19 protein-coding genes are annotated in these 18,564 nt (G+C 60.5%); 3 read left to right on the top strand and 16 right to left on the bottom strand.

Annotated elements, in window-relative coordinates; all coding sequences use genetic code 11:
* Positions 1–7: 7 nt before the first annotated feature.
* From tssH to AERO9A_RS09180, 15 genes are all read right to left on the bottom strand, one after another.
* Positions 8–2,608 carry a type VI secretion system ATPase TssH gene (gene tssH / locus AERO9A_RS09110; RefSeq protein WP_159971579.1) on the bottom strand — a complete coding sequence of 867 codons (2,601 nt, stop codon included), beginning with the start codon at positions 2,606–2,608 and terminating at the stop codon, positions 8–10.
* Positions 2,609–2,619: 11 nt separating this feature from the next.
* A complete protein-coding gene (gene tssG, locus AERO9A_RS09115; protein ID WP_159971580.1) occupies positions 2,620–3,627 on the bottom strand; it encodes a type VI secretion system baseplate subunit TssG in 1,008 nt (335 codons plus the stop codon).
* On the bottom strand, positions 3,591–5,381 hold the full coding sequence (gene tssF / locus AERO9A_RS09120; protein ID WP_159971581.1) for a type VI secretion system baseplate subunit TssF: 1,791 nt from the start codon (positions 5,379–5,381) through the stop codon (positions 3,591–3,593). Before tssF ends, tssG begins: the two co-directional genes overlap by 37 nt.
* Positions 5,382–5,395: 14 nt before the next feature.
* Positions 5,396–5,914, bottom strand: a complete 519-nt coding sequence (locus tag AERO9A_RS09125; protein WP_159971582.1) for a hypothetical protein — start codon at positions 5,912–5,914, stop codon at positions 5,396–5,398.
* Positions 5,915–6,195: 281 nt separating this feature from the next.
* A complete protein-coding gene (locus tag AERO9A_RS09130; protein ID WP_159971583.1) occupies positions 6,196–6,567 on the bottom strand; it encodes a hypothetical protein in 372 nt (123 codons plus the stop codon).
* A gap of 445 nt (positions 6,568–7,012) precedes the next feature.
* Positions 7,013–7,531, bottom strand: a complete 519-nt coding sequence (locus AERO9A_RS09135) for a hypothetical protein (protein ID WP_159971584.1) — start codon at positions 7,529–7,531, stop codon at positions 7,013–7,015.
* A 1-nt stretch (position 7,532) separates the two neighbouring features.
* Positions 7,533–8,018 (bottom strand): carboxypeptidase-like regulatory domain-containing protein, encoded by a 486-nt coding sequence (locus AERO9A_RS09140; RefSeq protein WP_256665887.1) that lies wholly within the window; start codon positions 8,016–8,018, stop codon positions 7,533–7,535.
* 10 nt (positions 8,019–8,028) lie between these two features.
* Positions 8,029–8,304, bottom strand: coding sequence for a PAAR domain-containing protein (locus AERO9A_RS09145; protein WP_159971585.1), 276 nt, complete (start codon positions 8,302–8,304; stop codon positions 8,029–8,031).
* The gene (gene tssE, locus AERO9A_RS09150; RefSeq protein ID WP_099524980.1) at positions 8,294–8,719 is read right to left on the bottom strand and encodes a type VI secretion system baseplate subunit TssE; all 426 of its coding nucleotides are present in this window, start codon (positions 8,717–8,719) and stop codon (positions 8,294–8,296) included. The genes AERO9A_RS09145 and tssE overlap by 11 nt, the downstream gene beginning before the upstream one ends.
* Positions 8,720–8,725: 6 nt before the next feature.
* A complete protein-coding gene (gene tssC, locus AERO9A_RS09155) occupies positions 8,726–10,204 on the bottom strand; it encodes a type VI secretion system contractile sheath large subunit (RefSeq protein ID WP_159971586.1) in 1,479 nt (492 codons plus the stop codon).
* A gap of 26 nt (positions 10,205–10,230) precedes the next feature.
* Positions 10,231–10,737 (bottom strand): type VI secretion system contractile sheath small subunit, encoded by a 507-nt coding sequence (tssB, locus tag AERO9A_RS09160; RefSeq protein ID WP_159971587.1) that lies wholly within the window; start codon positions 10,735–10,737, stop codon positions 10,231–10,233.
* A gap of 56 nt (positions 10,738–10,793) precedes the next feature.
* Complete coding sequence (gene tssA / locus AERO9A_RS09165; protein ID WP_159971588.1) at positions 10,794–12,356, bottom strand: type VI secretion system protein TssA; 1,563 nt, start codon at positions 12,354–12,356, stop codon at positions 10,794–10,796.
* A 435-nt stretch (positions 12,357–12,791) separates the two neighbouring features.
* On the bottom strand, positions 12,792–13,691 hold the full coding sequence (locus AERO9A_RS09170) for a D-hexose-6-phosphate mutarotase (RefSeq protein ID WP_159971589.1): 900 nt from the start codon (positions 13,689–13,691) through the stop codon (positions 12,792–12,794).
* 91 nt (positions 13,692–13,782) lie between these two features.
* A complete protein-coding gene (locus tag AERO9A_RS09175; RefSeq protein WP_159971590.1) occupies positions 13,783–15,159 on the bottom strand; it encodes a TRAP transporter large permease subunit in 1,377 nt (458 codons plus the stop codon).
* Positions 15,152–15,697: a TRAP transporter small permease subunit gene (locus AERO9A_RS09180; protein WP_159971591.1), complete on the bottom strand. Its 546-nt coding sequence runs from the start codon at positions 15,695–15,697 to the stop codon at positions 15,152–15,154. Before AERO9A_RS09180 ends, AERO9A_RS09175 begins: the two co-directional genes overlap by 8 nt.
* Before the next feature lie 242 nt (positions 15,698–15,939).
* On the opposite strand from AERO9A_RS09180, the gene AERO9A_RS09185 reads away from it, so the two are divergent.
* Complete coding sequence (locus AERO9A_RS09185; protein ID WP_159971592.1) at positions 15,940–17,040, top strand: TRAP transporter substrate-binding protein; 1,101 nt, start codon at positions 15,940–15,942, stop codon at positions 17,038–17,040.
* A gap of 60 nt (positions 17,041–17,100) precedes the next feature.
* On the opposite strand, the gene AERO9A_RS09190 is transcribed toward AERO9A_RS09185, so the two are convergent.
* Positions 17,101–17,505, bottom strand: a complete 405-nt coding sequence (locus tag AERO9A_RS09190; protein ID WP_021442733.1) for an acyl-CoA thioesterase — start codon at positions 17,503–17,505, stop codon at positions 17,101–17,103.
* Positions 17,506–17,869: 364 nt separating this feature from the next.
* On the opposite strand from AERO9A_RS09190, the gene AERO9A_RS09195 reads away from it, so the two are divergent.
* Positions 17,870–18,034 carry a DUF1328 domain-containing protein gene (locus AERO9A_RS09195; RefSeq protein ID WP_159971593.1) on the top strand — a complete coding sequence of 55 codons (165 nt, stop codon included), beginning with the start codon at positions 17,870–17,872 and terminating at the stop codon, positions 18,032–18,034.
* A 10-nt stretch (positions 18,035–18,044) separates the two neighbouring features.
* Positions 18,045–18,506, top strand: coding sequence for an inhibitor of vertebrate lysozyme family protein (locus tag AERO9A_RS09200; protein ID WP_159971594.1), 462 nt, complete (start codon positions 18,045–18,047; stop codon positions 18,504–18,506).
* Positions 18,507–18,564 lie beyond the last annotated feature (58 nt).

The raw sequence follows: 18,564 nt of genomic DNA on the forward strand, positions 1-18,564 counted from the left end.
CGACATCTCAGGCGAACTCGCAAATCACGGTCGAATCGGCGTCGAGCGTGGCGTGTACACGCTGCAGACTTTCGCCAGCGGCCATGGCATCGAGCAGACGGTCAACCACCAGCGGCTGCAGATGCTGGTCGATCAGGTGGTCGATCAGACGTGCGCCGCTGTCGCCGTGGGTGCAACGCTCGGCCAGATGCTCGACCAGCGCGTCGCAGTGGCTGAAGGCAAGCTGACGACGGGCCAGGCGCTCACCGAAGCGGGCCAGCTTGAGGCCGACCAACTGGCGCAGCAGATCGGCGTCCATCGGGTAGTAAGGCACCACGCGCATGCGGCCGAGCAGGGCTGGCTTGAAGTGCTGCGACAGTTGCGGGCGGATGGCCAGTTCCAGATCCTCGGCGGCCGGGCGCTCGCCACCGGCACAGAGGCCGGCGATACGCTCGCTGGCGAGGTTGCTGGTCATCAGGATCAGGGTGTTGCGGAAGTTGATCTCGCGCCCTTCGCCGTCGTTGGCCACGCCCTTATCGAAGATTTGGTAGAAGACGTTCATCACGTCCGGGTCGGCCTTCTCCACTTCGTCGAGGAGGATCACCGAGTAGGGCTTCTGCCGCACCGCTTCGGTGAGCATGCCGCCCTCGCCATAGCCAACATAGCCGGGTGGTGCGCCGATCAGGCGGGAAACGGTGTGCTTCTCCTGGAACTCGGACATGTTGATTACGGTGAGGAAGCGCTCGCCGCCGTACAGCAGGTCGGCCAGGGCCAGGGCGGTTTCGGTCTTGCCGACGCCGCTAGGGCCAACCAGCAGGAACACGCCAACCGGTGCGTCGGGCTTGTTCAGGCCGGCGGCGGTGGCACGCATGGCCTTGTCCAGCGCCTGGATCGCTTGCTCCTGACCACGCACGCGCTGGCGCAGGTCGTTAGCGAAGGTGATGACCTTGGTGTTGTGCTCGCGGGCCAGTTGGCTCAGCGGCACGCCTGTCCAGTGGCTGATCACTTCAGCGACCAGGCGCGGGCAAACCTCAAAGCTAACCAGGCGCTCGCTGGCCTGGGCGGCAGCCAGTTCGGCCTGCAGGTCGCGCAGCTCCGCCTCCAGCTCTTCCAGGTTCGGACGAGGTTCGTCGCTGGCGTCCTCGTCGTTACCCAAACGTGCAGCGGCGCATTGTTTACGCTGCTCCAGCAGACGTTCGGCCAGCTCGCGCTGTACGGCCCAGCGGGTTTCCACCTGCTCCAGCTCGGCGCGAGCGGCGACCAGACGGCTTTCCAACGTATCCAGGGCTTCGTGGTCGATATTCAGGCCTGCGTCCAGATCGCGGCGCATGGCTTCACCCTGGCGCTCGCCCTCGGCGATCTCGCCGCGCAGGCGCTCCAGCGCTTCGGGGGCAGCGGCCAGGCTAATGCGTACGCGGGCGCAGGCAGTGTCGAGTACGTCTACGGCCTTGTCCGGCAGTTGCCGACCGGCCAGGTAGCGCGCCGACAGTTCGGCGGCGGCGACCACCGCGTCATCGCGCAGGTAGATGCCATGGCTCTTTTCGTACACCGGCGCCAGGCCACGGAGGATGGTCACAGCTTCCTCGACGGTGGGCTCGTGCAATTGCACCGGCTGGAAGCGGCGGGCCAGGGCCGGGTCTTTCTCGAAGTACTTTTTGTATTCGCTCCAGGTGGTGGCGGCGATGGTGCGCAGTTCACCACGGGCCAGGGCTGGCTTGAGCAGGTTGGCGGCGTCGCCGCTGCCGGCCTGACCACCGGCGCCGATCAGGGTGTGGGCTTCGTCGATGAACAGGATGATCGGCTTGGGCGAAGCCTTCACCTCGTCGATCACGCCTTGCAGGCGACGCTCGAACTCGCCCTTGACGCTGGCGCCAGCCTGCAACAGGCCGAGATCCAGGCACAGCAGCTCGACGCCCTTGAGCACCTGCGGCACTTCGCCGGTGGCGATGCGCAGGGCCAGGCCTTCGACGATGGCGGTCTTACCGACACCGGCCTCGCCGACCACGATGGGGTTGTTCTTGCGGCGGCGGGCGAGGATATCGACCATCTGGCGGATCGCGCCGTCGCGGCACAGCACCGGGTCGAGCTTGCCGTCGCGGGCCTGTTGGGTGAAGTTGTGGGTGAAACGCGCCAGGTTCGATTCGCCACCGGCGGCCGGCTTGCCGCCTGCGGTCTGCGGCTGCTGACTGAGGGCGAAGTCACGCAGGCGCTCGGCATTGAGCTTGCCCAGCAGCGCCTGATAACGGCTGCCGGCATAGCGCATGGGGTTGCGTAGCAGAGCGAGGATCAGCGCAGCCTGGTCGATCTGGCTGGCGCCCAGTTCCAGGTTGGCCACCAGCAGTGCATCCTGCAGCCACTGCACCAGCTCGGCGGAAAACACCGGGTTGCGCGACTCGCTATGCTCGCCACGCGGTTGCAGCGCCTGGGCCAGTTCGCCGACATCGATCTCGGCATCCTGCAGGGCACGCGCCAGCAGGCTTTCCGGGCGCTCCAGCAGGCCCAGCAGCAGGTCTTCGACGAGGATCTTGTTACCGCCACGCACCACGCAGCGTTCGGCGGCCATCTCCAGGTCGCGCTTGCTCGCGGCGTCCAGGGCTTGAACCAGTTGTTGCAGGTCGACGTTGATCATTTCATCTGTCCTTAATGAATCTTGCTGCCGAGCGTCACCAGGCCATCGGCGTTTTCACGCCCAAGCCAGGTGGTCCAGCCCAACAGGCAGGGGTTGCCTTCGCCGATGCGCAGGTCGCGGATTTCGTCCTGACGCAGCTCCAGGCGGATGTCGTAGTCCAGCGGATCGCGCAGGGTGAAGCGCACCAGCGCGCAGAGCGGCTGGTAACCCGTGCCAATCGGCAGGAACTCGTGAAAGCGCGTCCAGCCAAGCTGACGCACATGGATACGGAATTTGCCGCCACGGTCACGCACGCGTTCGCCAAGCACGGTGTCTTCACCGAGGAGGCTGTTGGCGCGGCCCAGACGGTTGCGCTGCTCCGGCTGCACGATCACCTGGCGCTCCAGGCACTGCTCGATGAACAGTTCGGCATGCTTGAAGTAGTAACGCAGCACCGACTCGATCAACGCCGCCGAGTGAGCGCGCAGGCTGAGCAGGCCGAGATAGGGCAGCAGGCGCTTCCAGTTCAGCTCCTGCGCCTGGCGAATCTGCTCGCTGCCCAGGCCAATCAGAGCGAACAGATGCGCCGAGAAGGCGTCCATTGCTCCGCTCTGGAAGCTCGCGCGGTAGCGGTACTTCTTCCAGATCGGCAGCAACAGGCGCTGCAGGCGGTTGTTGAACAGGTCGAGGAAATCGCGGGTCGGGTTGCCGTCCTCACTGTCGCCCAGCGCCTGCTCGCTGTAGAAAGCAGGCAGCGGCGAGCCACCGCCGAACAGGCCGACCAGATTGACGCGCATGCGCGCGCGTAGCTCGCCGTGCTCCTCGAAGAACTGAATGCGATCGATGTCGCTGCCGGGAAAGCCCAGGCTCGGATTGGCCTGAAACTCCAGGTATTCGTAGAGGCGTTCCTCATCCAGATGCGGATGAGCCGCGCCTAGGCGCTCCAGCACCAACTGTACGGCCTGAAATAGGCTGTACTCGCGGATGCCTCGGCTGAGCCGATTCAGAGCAGGGGCTGTTGCCCCATGCGTGGCGTCCATTTGTACAACTCTCCCTGTGTGCTCTGTACGTGCAGCTCGTGGTAGCTGTTGAGACTGGCGTAGAGGGCGAAAAATTCATTGAGTACCGAAGCGAAGAGGAATAAATCGCCCTCGCCCAGGTAACCTTCGGGGTTCATGGTCAGTTCGGTGCGTACACCACGCACGGGCAAGCCACGGTGCAGGCGGTCGACATGGCGATGGCCGATCTTCTTCAAGCCGCTCAGCAAGCGCTTGCTGACGCGCTCGGCGTGCTGGTCGTAGTAGCGCGGCAGGTCGTAGGTTTCGAGGATCACCTTGAGCGCCTCGACGTTGGCCAGCGACAGGTAGTTCAGCGACATGTTGGAAATCAGCTTCCACAGGAAGTCGCGGTGCAGCGGCGGCGCGTAGCTCGGCGTGACCGCGCTGATGTTGCGGAAGCTGAGGAAATCCGGGGTGTCCTCGCTGGGCAGGCAGATATCGCCCAGGCTGAGCTGGCGCGGCAGATTCTGGTTGGTGCAGGTCAGCTCGATGGACAGCGTCTCGTGCTGCTCCAGGTTACGCAGGCCGAAGCTGAGCCAGGTTTCCAGGCCGTCGCCGAGCATCGACGGCTGCTGACGCACGCTGTAGTGCGGGCGCGCCACCGGCACGTCGAAGCTGGGATCGTGCTCGAACGATTCGAACGGCACGTACTCTTCATAACCCATGCCGCCCGGTTTCCAGCCGGTGACCCGGTCGACCGAGAACACGCCGCAATGCTGCGCATCGAATTCGGCCGGCAGCAGCAGGTACTGATCCTGCTTGCCATCGAGGCGGATCGGGATGGCGTCGTGCTGAAACAAGTTGACCACCGGCGTGCAGTACAGGCGCACGTTTTCCAGCGTCGGGCGGATACGCTGCACGCCCGCCTTGTGGATATCGAAGCGCAACTCGACGCCGCGCGCCTGCTTGAGCAGCTCCTCGGGCAGGGTGTTGACCGCATCCAGCCCCAGCAAATCGACGAAGAGGAATTTCTCCTGGAAGGAAAAATACTCCTGCAGGTAGCGGTAACCGCGGAAGGTGTTGAGCGGGTAGGGAATCAGCGCCTCGTCTTCGGCGAAACCTACCGGCTGTACCTGCTCGGGCCTGAGCTGCAGCGTACCAAGCGGTTGGTGCAGTTCATCCTGCAGCGGCTTACCTGCAGCATCGAGCAGCACCAGTTGGATGCCGCCGAGATTGCGCAGCAGGGCCAGGTAGAGCATCTGGCCGATATAGCGCTCACCGGCCAGGTGCAGGCGCAGCTTGCTCAGGCCAATCTCACCGATATGGCCATCGGCGGTCATGCTCAGGCGCAGGCTGAGCAGTGCACCATCGCCCTTGACCGAGTAGTCCAGACCGCTCAATGCCAGCGGCAGCACCTCGGTGGGGAAGCAGGTACGAAAACGGCAGGTGACGCCTTCGATGGCCTTGGCTTCCACCGGCGTACCACGATTGACCGGCAGCGCCGGGCCAGGGCGGGTCAGCGGGTCGAACTGGAGCATGCTGAAGGCCGGCAGCGGGCGCATATAGTTCGGCCACAGCAGGTGCATCAGCGAATGGGTCAGCTCCGGCAACTCGTCGTCGAGCTTCTGCCGCAGGCGCCCGGACAGGAAGGCAAAGCCTTCGAGCAAACGCTCGACATCCGGATCACGCCCAGCCTGCCCAAGGAAGGGCGCCAGCGCCGGGCTGCGCTCGGCGAAGCGCTTGCCCAGTTGGCGCAGGGCAGTGAGTTCGCTTTGGTAGTAGTGGTTGAAAGACATCTATCTATCCTTGATCAGTCAGAGCCATTGGCGGGTTCAGCCAAATACTCGATCCATTCATCGCTGGCCCCGTGTTGCTTGAGGTAGGCCATGCGGACTTCATCGGAGGCGTGCTGCCAAAAGGGATTCCAGATCCAATCCCACCAGTATTCGAGGCTGCCCTGCTTGCTCATGACCGCTTCGATGGGCGCCATGTCGGGAAAGGCAAACCATGGCGCCGGAGGTGCCTTGAAGGTCGCATCAAGTTGTTCAAGAAAGATCTGCGAGTTGGTGGTCAACTCGATGAGCAAACCGTTGAACTCTTCACGAGCAAAAAGCTTCAGTGCTTCTCCGCTTCCATTCACTGCATCAACAACCTGCCCTGGCTCACTGATTGCCTGACCAAATCGTTCTGCAATCAGCGCACAAAGCAGAGCGAACTCACCTGCCGAGATCATCAGAACACAGTAATGCACGGCAGACGCTTGCTCTCCGGTGAAGACCTTGCGTGGATAGGTCGCCAACTGCGTGTTTGATTCAGGTGACATAGTCATCAGGCAGGTACCTGGTTAAGAAAATAAGTGCCTGCAATATGCAGAGTCGGAACGATCAAGAGCCCAATAAACGCCATGAATCGGTATGGCGTGGTGCTGCGTACTTTTTCGAAGAATCCCAATACTGCAGTCACGAAACAGTAGATAGCCAATAGCCCAAACAGATCACTGTCAGCAACAGTGGCTAGATAACCGGAAATGTTTGTGCTCGGCATTTTCACTAATCTCTCGCTATACTATGTGGTGACGTCATCTTTACTGACCCTCCGATAGGTTCTTGCCTATTTACACTCTGGTAAAGACCATCCACCATAACCGCTGGACGTTGAGTAAGTAACATGACCTTCCGACCAGAACGCCCCCTCAATATTTGGGTAGTCGCGCTGCCAAAGTAACCATTCCGAGCTTCTTATTTCGCGACCTTCTCTACTGTACACACGATAAAATCCATTACCGGAAAACAGTGCAAGCGTCTTGCCGATAGAGCCTAATGACTTGTAGCTAGTAATATATGCATCGATATAACAGGCTCCAGACTCACTCCATACACGGTCATACAACTTGGCGCTACGACCAGCCTCAAGCTTCACGCACAGCAAGCTCGCCATTAGCAATAGCAGTGCACCTCCAGTGACGCCAATCAGCATTGACATACAACTCAGCCCCTGCACAGATCACACAAAATCAAAAGACTAATTTTCTATAACTTCGTACGGCGTATTGCTAATAAAAACATTAAGCCAGTGCTCGTTCCATTCCGGAGCTCCGATACTGAAGGTTCGGCTATGCTTGAAAAAATCGATCCAAACAATTCCCACAACCATATCGTCCTCATGCGACCGCATATCGAGTGACTGCAGCGAATACAACGGCGAGCGAAATACAACTCCCGGCATTTTTTATCTATCACCCGCAAATAAGCCAAATCCTCAAAGGCGACTAAAACACCACCCACATGAATATTCTCCATAACATATCGCCCGGACGGACTGGTGTACGAGTACTGTGCATCCCGAGTCGTGACAACATGAACCACTCCCCACAAGGAGATAAAGAGCGATACTGGCAACAGCAGGACTATAGAGATTCTTTTAACATTCATCTCTCACGCCCTGAATTAGCTGACTTAAGGAAAACCTCGTAAACCACCAAGGTTAATGCCACAAAAACATATCCAGCTATAACTATGCAAGGCGAGAAAGCAACCCATAACACAGCCATCGCGAAACCCGATACATCACCCATTGCGACATGAAACAATCCATACGCAACCCAGGGAATCCCATAGAACGGAATAAATACAAGAGGCGCAAACCAAGCAAGCCGAACAATAGCTGACTCGGATTTCTTCTTGATATAACAGCTAGCCCATACTGCAAAAGTCAGATAAGCCAATGCTCCGAACCAAAGCCCAAAGGTCACGAGCACGTCCTCAAGACTTCCCTTGCCGCGACTCCAAACCTCAAGAAAAGGTAGCGACAACAAGAGAGCCGCAGGTGTCCAGATGGATATCTGGAAAAATCGGGAGACCGAGTTATTCACTGGGCTACGCTCGGCAAAGCGCTTGCTCGGCTGGCGCAGGGCAATGAGTTCGCTTTGGTAGTAGTTGAAAGACATCTCAGCGGCTCGTCCATGTGGCTGGGTCGACACAGTCGCTGGCATTGGCTAGCAAGGCGTCAGCGCGGTGATCATTCCATTGCGCGGGAATCAGTTTCAGATCACCTATCGGTGGAGTCTGAGTCGGGCAACCATTGCGGGACATCCAGACGCAGTGCCGCGGCTGATAACCCTGCGCCTCAACCGTCAAGGCAACGATGCACATCGGCGCATCGGCGAGCACCGTAAAGAGTCGCCAGTCGTCACGGGCCGCAAAGGCGAATCGCCCCTGACTGTCGCTGCGCAGCTCATAGCTGTGCGAGCGGTCGCTGGCGACCTCAAGAACGAGCGCCGCACCTTGCACGGGCTGGCCGCTCTCTGCAGACACCAGACGCCCACCGATAGCCGGGTTGATCGGCGTCGCATGCGGGGCCAACACGCAACCCTGCAACGCAAGTACAGCGAGCAGACAGCTCCATCGAGTCGGATAGCGCAGGTGGCGATTCATCACGAGCGACTCAACCGCCAATCAACACGGTGCCAGACCCACTCACCACCACATTCCCATGGCTCCCCACACTCCCCACCACCGCCGCCGGCTTGCCGTTGATCAGTACGGTAGGAATCACCGCGCCGGCCATTGCGCCGCCGCAGGCGGAAGGGTCGCCTTGGCGGGCGGCCGGCAGGCTGTCGAACAGCACGTCGGGCGAGCCGGCGGCGATCGGGTTGGTGCCGTGGCCGGGAATCGGGCAGGCGGTGGGATCGCTCAGGCGGGCGGCGGGTTTACCGGACATGTGAGGCTCCTGGGTTGACGTTGACCTGACCGCTGCCATCCAGGCTCGCGGAGAAACTGACCTGGCGCTTGATGCCGTCCATTTCCAGCATGGCGTCGATGGCGAAGGCCTGACGCAATGGGTCATGGGTACGCGGTAGGGAAATCACCCGCACCTGGGTCAGTCGTGGTTCGTACGCTTCGATAAAGCGTTCGATGGCGATACGCGCCTGCTGCAGCGAGTCATGCAGCGACAGGCGCATATCGTTCAAATCGGGCAACCCGTAGTCGGGCAGCGTTTGCACGCTGCCCGCACGGGTGCTGAGCATCTTGGCCAGATGGGCAGCCACCGAGGCCATGGCGGCGACCTCGCGGCTCCAGCCGGCACGTTGGCCAGCCTCACCACCGAGGCGCTCGAACAGGCTGCCGTAGGCCATGGCTGCTTACTCCTTGTCCAGCTTGCCGACCAGCGACAGGGTGAAGTCGGCACCCATGTACTTGAAGTGCGGGCGCACGTTCAAGCTGACGCGGTACCAGCCCGGCTCGCCTTCAACATCGCTAACGATGACCTGGGCGGCGCGCAGCGGACGACGGCTACGCACTTCGGAGCTCGGGTTCTCTTGGTCAGCGACGTACTGGCGGATCCACTTGTTGAGTTCCAGCTCCAGGTCGGTACGCTCTTTCCAGGCGCCGATCTGCTCGCGCTGCAGCACTTTCAGGTAGTGAGCCAGGCGGTTGATGATGAACATGTACGGCAGCTGGGTGCCCAGCTTGTAGTTCAGTTCAGCGGTCTTGCCTTCTTCACTGATGCCGAAGAATTTCGGCTTCTGCGCGGAGTTGGCGGAGAAGAACGCAGCGTTGTCGCTGCCCTTGCGCATGGTCAGGGCGATGAAGCCTTCTTCGGCCAGCTCGTACTCGCGGCGGTCGGAGACCAGCACTTCGGTCGGGATCTTGGTCTCGATCTCGCCCATGCTCTCGAAGTGGTGCAACGGCAGATCTTCCACCGCGCCACCGCTCTGCGGGCCGATGATGTTCGGGCACCAGCGGAACTTGGCGAAGCTGTCGGTCAGACGGCTGGCGAAGGCGTAGGCGGTGTTGCCCCACAGGTAGTGCTCGTGGCTGTTGGCCACGTTTTCCTTGTAGACGAAGGTTTTAACCGGGTTGTCTTCCGGGTCGTACGGGTTGCGCAGCAGGAAGCGCGGTACGGTCAGGCCGACGTAGCGGGCATCTTCCTGCTCGCGGAAGCTCTGCCACTTGGTGAATTGCGGGCCTTCGAAGTGGTCTTTCAGATCCTTCAGATCCGGCAGGCCGGTGAAGGTCTCCAGGCCGAAGAATTTCGGGCCGGCGGCAGCGATAAACGGCGCGTGGGACATGCAGGCCACCGAGGCGACGTACTGCAGGGTCTTGACGTCCGGGGCGCTCGGGTCGAAGAAGTAGTTGGCGATCAGGGCGCCGACCGGCTGGCCACCGAACTGGCCGTACTCGGCGGTGTAGATGTGCTTGTACAGGCCGGACTGAACGATTTCCGGGCTGTCTTCGAAGTCATCGAGCAGATCCTGCTTGGAGGCGTTGAGGATCTCCAGCTTGATGTTCTCGCGGAAGTTGGTGCGATCCACCAGCAGCTTGAGGCCGCGCCAGGAGGATTCCAGAGCCTGGAACTGCTGGTGGTGGAGGATTTCGTCCATCTGCCGGCTGAGTTTGGCGTCGATCTCCGCGATCATGCGGTCGACCATGGCCTTTTTCACCGGCTCGTTTTCGTTCTGCGGCTTGAGCAGCTCTTCGATGAAGGCCGACACGCCACGTTTGGCGATGTCGTAGGCTTCGTCGTCCGGAGTCAGCTTGGTTTCCGCGATGATGCGATCGAGGATGCCGAGATCAGCGGCGCTGTGGCTGCTTTCTACGGCTGCGCTAGTCGTGCTCATGAGGTTGCGTCCTTGTCAGTTGAGTATCAGGAATCGAGCTTGTCTTGGGCGGCCAGGCCCAGTTCGCCGAGCACGCGGTCACGCGAGTCGTCGTCGGAGAGCACGCTCTCGATGGCCTTGCGGAAAGCCGGAGCGTTGCCCAGCGGGCCTTTCAGGGCGACCAGGGCGTCGCGCAGTTCCATCAGTTTCTTCAGCTCCGGCACCTGCTCGACCAGGTTGGCGGGGTTGAAGTCCTTCATGGAGTTGATCTTCAGTTGCACGGCCAGCTCGTCGTCGGTCTCTTCGTCCTGCAGACGATTCGGCACAGCGAAGGTCAGGTTCAGCTCTTGCTTGGCCAGCACTTCATCGAAGCTGTTCTTGTCGATGCTGATGGGCTTGCGGTCTTCGATCTTGCGATCGTCGGCACGCTGAGTGAAATCACCAAGCACCATGAGCTTCAAGGGCAGTTCGATTTCTTCCTGGGCACCGCCGGTGGCGGGCTTGAAAGTGACGTTGATGCGTTCCTTGGGGGCTACCGAACCTTCTTTGGCCATGGGTGTTCTCCTTTGCGTTGATGGCCCGGAGGCCTTTGATTGGGCGTATTGCCGCTTTACTCCAGCACCACCTCGAGGTCGAGGTGGCACAACCTGCGATAGATCTCGTCCTTGCTGTCACGTACCGCGTGGTTCTGCGGCAGCAGTTCGCAGCAGTTGTGCAGCAGACGCAGCACATCCAGGGCGAGATCGGGTTCCCACTCGCCGAGGCCGGAGGCCTGCAGCGTCTGGTCGAGCGATTCGAGTTGGGTCTTGGCCAGGTCGTACTTCTTCGCGGCGAAGCACAGACGGGCCAGAGTCAGTTGCCAGAAGAAGCGTTCGCGGCCACCACGGGCACGCGACATGCCTTGCTTGAGCTGCTGCACGGCGGCTTTCAGGCCGTCCTTGCGCAGGCCGGGCAGCACCTTCTGCAAGGCTTCTTCCCAGGGCGGCGTGGCGCCCATCTCGCTGGCGGCGGGCTTCTTCTCGATTTCCGGCGCCTGCAAGTGCGGCAGCACGTGGGCACCGATCCAGGCACGGGTTTCGGCGTCGGCGAAGGGCACGCCGTCGTGAAAGCGCAGCTCGTCGAGACCGGGAACACGTTGCAGGAACAGGGCGAGCTGGATCTCCACTTCACGCATGGCCTGGTCGGCCTTGAGTTCCTGCAGGCATTCCCAGACCAGGCGCTGGCCGTCGAGCCAAAAGGGCGCGCGGGCGATGCTGGCTTCGAGGTCGGCGAGCAGGTCGGCGTAGGCAGCCTGAGCAAAACGCTCTTTATAAGAGGCCAGCTTGTCGGCCGGCAGGCCGCGCAGGGCTGTGATGTGTTCGGCGTTGCGCTCGGGCAGCGACTCGATGGGCAGCCAGAGCAGAGTGCGCGACAGGCGCAGCGGTTTGAGGTCGGTGGTCTTGTTCTTCAGCCACCAGGCGCACAGCGGGCGGGCGGCATCCTGCTGGGTACGCAGGGCCTTGTGCGCGTCCTTCTCGTTTTCGATGGGGCCGGTGCCGGTGATGATTTGGGTGGCAACCTGCTTGACCTGGGCGATGGCGGCGCCCACAGCACCCGGCTCGGCCTGGCCCTGACTGGCACGTTTGATCTGCTCATCGAGGCGACGGCACAGCGGCAGTAGCAGTGGCGATTCCTCGCCAAGGTGGCTCGACAAACTGGCTTCGAGGCCATGCAGATGTTCGGCCAGTCGGCGGAACAACGGCAGTTGCTCGCTGATCGGTACATGCTCGGCCAATGCCTGCTCCAGGCGCGGCAGCAACCAATTAATGGCAGCCGCACGGGTACGCGCCTTGCGCGGATGCAGTTCGTGCCAGTGATTTTCGCAGAGGTAATGCAGCAGGTTGAGGCCAGCCTGCAGGCCGGCGAAGGACTCACGCTGAAACAGCCCCCAGGTCAACCAGGTGGCAGCACGTAGATCCTTGGATTGGGTGGTGAGCAGGTTCTCGCTGCCCTCGCGCACTTTCTGCCAGTCGATACCGCCGGTTTCATGCAGGGAAGCGGCCTTGCCCAGCTCAGTTTCCAGCATTTCGTATTCACTGGAATAACGAACATCTTCGCCAGCAAAGTTACCCTCGATAATAGGGGTCTTGGCCAGATTTAGATAATGCGCTGTCAGTTTGCTGGAGTATGTCATTCCATGACTCGACTATAAAAAGTGGGCAATTTCTACGGAACTACAAAGTGCCATCAAAATGATGGCAAAAACGCCGTTTGCGCAACTTTTTGCGCAGCCGTTTGTGCAACAACTTGCGCAAGATCCTTATAGGTCGGGCATCCTAGACCCATGTACAGAGTGGTTCAACCTCTCAAAGTGTGAAATGCATAACATCCACACACATCTTTCAAATTATTACGAAACCTCCGTAAAGATGACTTGCCACACTTAACGAGCAAGTTGCCATAAACGCTTTTGCTATCAGACAAATTATTTCTTAGTTGTAAGAGATAACTTACTGGCAAAGTAGTGGCGCGTCACATTTGATGGCGCGCTGATAGTATTTTCTGCGATGCCTAACGCGGTTTGATTGGTTGATTTATGCCAACAGCCACGGCAACGCCCCAGATCTCCTCAGACAATCGGTACGCTGGAAATGCGCAGCTCAAGCAGGTGCCGTTCGTCGGCTTTCAACTGAACGATATCCTCAAGCAGGTTGGCGGTTTCGATGCACAGCATGTTTTGCCAGGCATCATCTGGAAACTGTGACAAGCGCTTGGCCTTTTCTATCCAGGGATTCCATAGCACCGCTGAACGCGAGCCTCGCGCATCCAGATGAATGCGTCGCCCCCAGCCAGGGTCGACGATGCTCAGACGCGCTGGTGTATCGAGGTAAATTCGATCCGTCTCGGCCGTGAAGGTCGGCTCGCCTTCCTGGTTCAGCTCACGCCAATCCTGCAGGGTGTCCAGATAACGGCAGCCATGCATGCCCTCGACGCTCACCTGGCGTACATCGCTGACGGCGAAGTAACTGTGCAGGGCCTGGCTGATGGCCAAAGGCGCACGGTCACGATTGAGGGTTTCCAGACGCATCGACAGATCCTGCGCCACACATACCGAGAAGGTCAGGCGTGCATCCTGCTGCCAGCCCGGTAGAGGCGAATTACGCGTGTCGTAGGCTAGGTGCAGCGTCACCTCGCCATCCTCTTCGTCGATGCCCTGCAGTTGCCAATCCTCAGCGCGCACCAAGCCATGCGCGGGGGCGTCTGCCTGCTGATAGTGGGCTTGAACGGAATCGGGATTGCGGCGCAGGTCGCCGAACCAGGGCCAGCAGATCGGCACACCACCGCGCACACTCTGCCCACTGCGGTAGGCCGCCTCAGGACTGAGCCAGATCAGCGGCTGCTGCCCCTCCTGGCGATAGCTGAGGATCTGTGCGCCTTGCTGCGCAAGCAGCAATTCGCTGCCGGCGACACGAATACGCCAGCAGGTCAGTTGATCCAGTTCCATGCGTTCAACTTGGGTGCTGCTCATGAAAGCTCTCACTTTGTGAAGTGCAATGCCGCCGCAAAACAAAACGCCCGTCACAAGGACGGGCGTTTGCGTGACTTGCGGGTGTTTAGACCTACTTGCCGTACACCAGTTCCGGCAGCCAAGTAATAAGCCCAGGAAAGACGTAGGCGATCACCAGCAGCAATAGCTGGATCAGGATGAACGGCACCACACCTTTATAGATAGTGCTGGTGGCCACACTGGCCGGTGTCACGCCGCGCAGGTAGAACAGCGCGAAACCGAACGGCGGCGTGAGGAACGAGGTCTGCAGGTTAAGGGCGATCATCACCCCGAGCCAGATCGGATCCAGGCCCATGGCCAGTAACACCGGCCCGACAATTGGTACCACCACGAAGGTGATTTCGATGAAGTCGAGGATGAAGCCGAGCAGGAAGATCACCAGCATCACCACGAAGAACGCACCGAGCACGCCGCCAGGCAACTGGGCGAACACGTCCTCGATCAGCACTTCACCACCGAAACCACGGAACACCAGGGAGAACAGCGAGGCGCCAATCAGGATCATGAAGACCATGGCGCTGATTTCAGTGGTGCCGTAGGCCACTTCCTTGAGCTGGCTGAAATTCAGCTTGTTCTTGCTCAGCGCCAGCAACATGGCGCCGACAGCGCCCAAAGCCGCGGCTTCGGTCGGCGTGGCATAACCGGCGAGGATCGAACCGAGCACCGCGCCAATCAGGATCAGCGGCGGAATCAGTGCCTTGGCCAGCTTGCCCCATTCGATCGGGCCGAGCTCTTCCTGCGGCAGCGCCGGCAGCTTCTTCGGCTGAAAGATCGCCACGAAGATGATGTAGGCGATGTACAGGCTAACCAGCAATAGGCCCGGCAGCAGCGCACCCACGAACAGGTCGCCGACCGAAACGGTCTTCGGCGAGAAGATGCCCATTTTCAACTGCGCCTGTTGATAGGCGCTGGACATCACATCACCGAGCAGCACCAGCACGATCGACGGCGGAATGATCTGCCCAAGAGTGCCAGTAGCCGCCAGGGTGCCGGTGGCAATCGCTGGGTCATAGCCACGGCGCAGCATGGTTGGCAGAGCCAGCAGACCCATGGTCACCACGGTGGCACCGACGATGCCGGTGCTGGCGGCGAGCAGGGCGCCCACCACGCACACGGAAATCGCCAGACCACCACGCAGGGTGCCGAACAGGCGCGACATGGACTCGAGCAAATCCTCGGCCACCCGCGAGCGCTCCAGCATCACGCCCATGAACACGAACAGCGGCACGGCCAGCATGGTCTGGTTGTTCATGATGCCGAACAGGCGGTTGGGCAGGGCGCTCAGGTAACCGGCATCGAAGCTGCCAGTGAGCGCGCCGATACCGGCGAACAGCAGAGAAACACCGGCCAAGGTAAAAGCCACTGGGAAACCAGCCATCAAAGCCGCACAGATGCTGATAAACAGCAGAATCGCCATCAACTCAGCCATGTTTCACCTCCGGGGCCGGCAGGCGACCGCTGACGACGTAGAGCGCCTTGATGACGTTGGACAGGCCCTGCAGCACCAGGCTGACCACCAGCACCAGGATGATGCTCTTCTGCAGATAGACGAAGTGCAGACCGCCCGACTCGCTGGAGGCCTCAAGGGTTGCCCAGGAGTTGCTCACATAGTCCCAACTGGCCCAGCCGAGGAACAGGCTGACCGGTAACAAAAACAGCAACGTGCCGAACAGATCGACCAGTGCCTGCAGGCGTGCGCTGAATTTCTGATAGAAGATATCCACACGCACGTGGCCGTTACGCTGCAAAACCCAAGAGGCAGCGCCCATGAACACCAATGCGTGAGCGTACAGCACAGACTCCTGCAGAGCCGTGGCACCGATACCGAAGCCGTAGCGCAGCACTACGACGATGGCAGTGCCGACCACCAGAAACAGGGTCAGCCAGGCGCAGGCCTTGCCGAAATTGGCGTTGAGACTGTCGATCAGGGACGCAAGCGCGAGGGGAAGTGATGGCTTGTCGGACATAGTGAGTCCTTTATCGTTATGAGGAGGAGACCGGACCAGCCCGATTGGCTGGCGACCACGCCACCGGCGAGCTTGTGGGACGCGGGCCGGCGATTCTAGGCAGGCTACAGGCCATGCAGCAATGCCCATGCAACTTTAGTCGTAGCGACTAGGCTTGTGAGTCACTTCGCCCTATGTTACTCAAGCCCGGTCTACCTTCGGCGATCCCGTGGTCAGACCAATACAACAACAAGGAGCATTGCATGAAACGTCGCGACATACTCGCCGCAGCAGGCGTAGGCCTAGCAGCAACCGCCCTGGCAGGCTGCAAAGAAGAAGCGAAGAGCGCCGCAGCGCCCCAAGAGGGTTCGAGTGCCCAGACTTTCACCTGGAAAATGGTCACCTCCTGGCCGAAGAACTTCCCCGGCGTCGGCGTAGGAGCTGAGCGCTTCGCCAAGCTGGTCGACGAGATGAGCAACGGCCGCCTGAAGGTCAAGGTCTACGCCGCAGGCGAACTGGTGCCGGCACTGGAAGTGTTCGACGCAGTCTCGCGCGGCACCGCCGAAATGGGCCATGGCGCCCCTTACTACTGGAAAGGCAAGGTACCGGCGGCACAGTTCTTCTGCGCCCTGCCGTTCGGCCCGAACGCCCAGGAAATGAACGCCTGGCTGAGCTACGGTGGCGGTCAAGCCCTCTGGGAAGAGGTCTACAAGCCATTTGGCGTACTGCCGATGGCCTGCGGCAACACCGGCGTGCAGACCGCAGGCTGGTTCAACAAGGAAATGAACTCGGTCGATGACTTCAAGGGCCTGAAGATGCGTACCCCTGGCTTGGGCGGCGAAGTGCTGACCAAAATGGGCGGCACCGTGGTCAACATGCCGGCCGGTGAAATTTTCACCGCCATGCAAACTGGCGCCATCGACGCCACTGAGTGGATCGGCCCGTACAACGACCTGGCCCTGGGCCTGCACAAAGCCGCCAAGTACTACTACACCCCTGGCTGGCAGGAGCCGAGCGTACTGTTCGAGCTGGACATCAATATCAAGGCCTGGGAAACCTTGCCGGCAGACCTCAAAGCCATCGTTCGCGCCGCCGCGCGCGACGTCAACGGCGACATGCTCGACGACTACAACGCCAAGAACATGGAAGCACTGGAACAGCTCAAGGCCGACGGCGTGGAAGTTCGCCGCCTGCCGGACGCCGTTCTGGCCCGCTTGAAGGAAGTGGCGGGTGAAGTGGTCGAGGCCAGCGCCGCAGCCGACCCGGCCGCCACCAAGGTCTGGGAACACCAGAAGGCCTACCTCAAGCGCCTGTACGACTACGCGGAAGTGGCCGACAAGGACATCTATAACATCCGCGGCTAAGCCTCACTCGTGCATAGCAAAACGCCGGCGACTCAGCCGGCGTTTTTATAGGCATCAAGATCAGCCACGGCGTGGCGGTACAGGCCGGGTACGACCACTGCCGTCGATGGCGACGAAGACGAATACCGCCTCGGTAACCTTGCGCCACTCGTTGGAAAGCGGGTCATCGCTCCACACTTCCACCATCATCTGAATCGAGCTGCGCCCCACTTCCAGTGCCTGGGTATAGAACGATAGCTGTGCGCCAACCGCCACCGGTACCAGAAAGGCCATGCGGTCGATGGCCACAGTCGCTACACGGCCACCGGCGACCTTGCTGGCCATGGCCGTGCCGGCGAGATCCATCTGCGATACCAGCCAGCCACCGTAGATGTCGCCAAAACCATTGGTTTCGCGCGGCAACGCGGTGATCTGCAGGGCCAGGTCGCCCTGTGGGATCGGGTCTTCCTGTTCGTAGTCATTCATGGCTCGAAACTCACGGCGCGGTTGTTGTTCTGGGCGCGAACCCTGACGGGCAAAGGCCTGGCGAGTATACCGACTGAGCAGTCGGTGGGCGACCACTCTGGAGTGACGCGCCCCACAGCCTACGCGGCGTTCAGGCAAAACGCACGACTGCCACCACCCCAATCGGGCAGGATGCCCTACCACACCCCCTGAGAAATATCTGTATCTATCTGATTACAAAAGATTTTCATGTAAACAAGAGGTCTGGCACGAGCAGTGCAATATCCCTTGCAAGCGACCGATTGGACACCGGCACGCGAAGCAGTACACCCATTCGACGACTGCCAAGGTCGTCTCAAACCATAAGAGTTTAAGGAGAAATGCCATGTTGAGCTGGGCACTCACCTTTCTGATCATCGCCATTGTCGCCGCCGTTCTGGGCTTCGGTGGAATCGCAGGCACTGCGGCGGGTATCGCCAAGATCTTGTTCGTGGTCTTTCTGGTGCTGTTCGTTATCTCGTTCTTCGTGGGCCGTCGCCCACGGGTGTAAGGAGGTACGGATGCAGACACTTCACGCCATCGCTGCCGCCCTGCTTCTGGGCGGTAGCCTGGCGGCTCAAGCCGCCGACCGTGACGCCATGTTCCAGCCCGGTGAACTGCTCAGCAGCAACAGCGAATATCGCGAAGCCTGGCAGGACATGATCGAAGACGAAAAACGCCTGCCGGACTGGCTGATCAACCTCAGCGGTCCGTCAACACCCTTGCAGGCAGTCGAAGGCAAGGACGGAAGCTTCCTCGTCGGCCAGGTGTGCGAAGCGCAAAACTGCTTCAACCAACGCCTCTACGTGGCTTTCAACTGGGACAAGGACGAAGCCTATGCACTCTACGTGCAGATACCCGATGGCCTGCCAGAAGATCGCGCCCCCAGCGAGCACGCCAGCCTGCGCTGGTTGGGCGAGCCCGACGAAGGCATGCGTGCACTGCTGAAAGAGCAGCTACGCAGCGATCCAAACTGGTTCTGACTCCCGCAAGTGCACGACCTGGCGCTTGCCACACAAGGCTAGTCGCGCCAGGCGCCAA

It is taken from the genome of Pseudomonas sp. 8Z, assembly GCF_902506535.1.
In the GTDB taxonomy this organism is placed as follows: Bacteria; Pseudomonadota; Gammaproteobacteria; order Pseudomonadales; family Pseudomonadaceae; genus Aquipseudomonas.

Excerpts from the sequence above, each read along its gene's own strand:
- tssH (WP_159971579.1), bottom strand. The coding sequence starts at position 2,608 with ATGATCAACGTCGACCTGCAACAACTGGTTCAAGCCCTGGACGCCGCG.
- tssG (WP_159971580.1), bottom strand. The coding sequence starts at position 3,627 with ATGGACGCCACGCATGGGGCAACAGCCCCTGCTCTGAATCGGCTCAGC.
- tssF (WP_159971581.1), bottom strand. The coding sequence starts at position 5,381 with ATGTCTTTCAACCACTACTACCAAAGCGAACTCACTGCCCTGCGCCAA.
- AERO9A_RS09125 (WP_159971582.1), bottom strand. The coding sequence starts at position 5,914 with ATGACTATGTCACCTGAATCAAACACGCAGTTGGCGACCTATCCACGC.
- AERO9A_RS09130 (WP_159971583.1), bottom strand. The coding sequence starts at position 6,567 with ATGTCAATGCTGATTGGCGTCACTGGAGGTGCACTGCTATTGCTAATG.
- AERO9A_RS09135 (WP_159971584.1), bottom strand. The coding sequence starts at position 7,531 with ATGTCTTTCAACTACTACCAAAGCGAACTCATTGCCCTGCGCCAGCCG.
- AERO9A_RS09140 (WP_256665887.1), bottom strand. The coding sequence starts at position 8,018 with ATGAATCGCCACCTGCGCTATCCGACTCGATGGAGCTGTCTGCTCGCT.
- AERO9A_RS09145 (WP_159971585.1), bottom strand. The coding sequence starts at position 8,304 with ATGTCCGGTAAACCCGCCGCCCGCCTGAGCGATCCCACCGCCTGCCCG.
- tssE (WP_099524980.1), bottom strand. The coding sequence starts at position 8,719 with ATGGCCTACGGCAGCCTGTTCGAGCGCCTCGGTGGTGAGGCTGGCCAA.
- tssC (WP_159971586.1), bottom strand. The coding sequence starts at position 10,204 with ATGAGCACGACTAGCGCAGCCGTAGAAAGCAGCCACAGCGCCGCTGAT.
- tssB (WP_159971587.1), bottom strand. The coding sequence starts at position 10,737 with ATGGCCAAAGAAGGTTCGGTAGCCCCCAAGGAACGCATCAACGTCACT.
- tssA (WP_159971588.1), bottom strand. The coding sequence starts at position 12,356 with ATGACATACTCCAGCAAACTGACAGCGCATTATCTAAATCTGGCCAAG.
- AERO9A_RS09170 (WP_159971589.1), bottom strand. The coding sequence starts at position 13,691 with ATGAGCAGCACCCAAGTTGAACGCATGGAACTGGATCAACTGACCTGC.
- AERO9A_RS09175 (WP_159971590.1), bottom strand. The coding sequence starts at position 15,159 with ATGGCTGAGTTGATGGCGATTCTGCTGTTTATCAGCATCTGTGCGGCT.
- AERO9A_RS09180 (WP_159971591.1), bottom strand. The coding sequence starts at position 15,697 with ATGTCCGACAAGCCATCACTTCCCCTCGCGCTTGCGTCCCTGATCGAC.
- AERO9A_RS09185 (WP_159971592.1), top strand. The coding sequence starts at position 15,940 with ATGAAACGTCGCGACATACTCGCCGCAGCAGGCGTAGGCCTAGCAGCA.
- AERO9A_RS09190 (WP_021442733.1), bottom strand. The coding sequence starts at position 17,505 with ATGAATGACTACGAACAGGAAGACCCGATCCCACAGGGCGACCTGGCC.
- AERO9A_RS09195 (WP_159971593.1), top strand. The coding sequence starts at position 17,870 with ATGTTGAGCTGGGCACTCACCTTTCTGATCATCGCCATTGTCGCCGCC.
- AERO9A_RS09200 (WP_159971594.1), top strand. The coding sequence starts at position 18,045 with ATGCAGACACTTCACGCCATCGCTGCCGCCCTGCTTCTGGGCGGTAGC.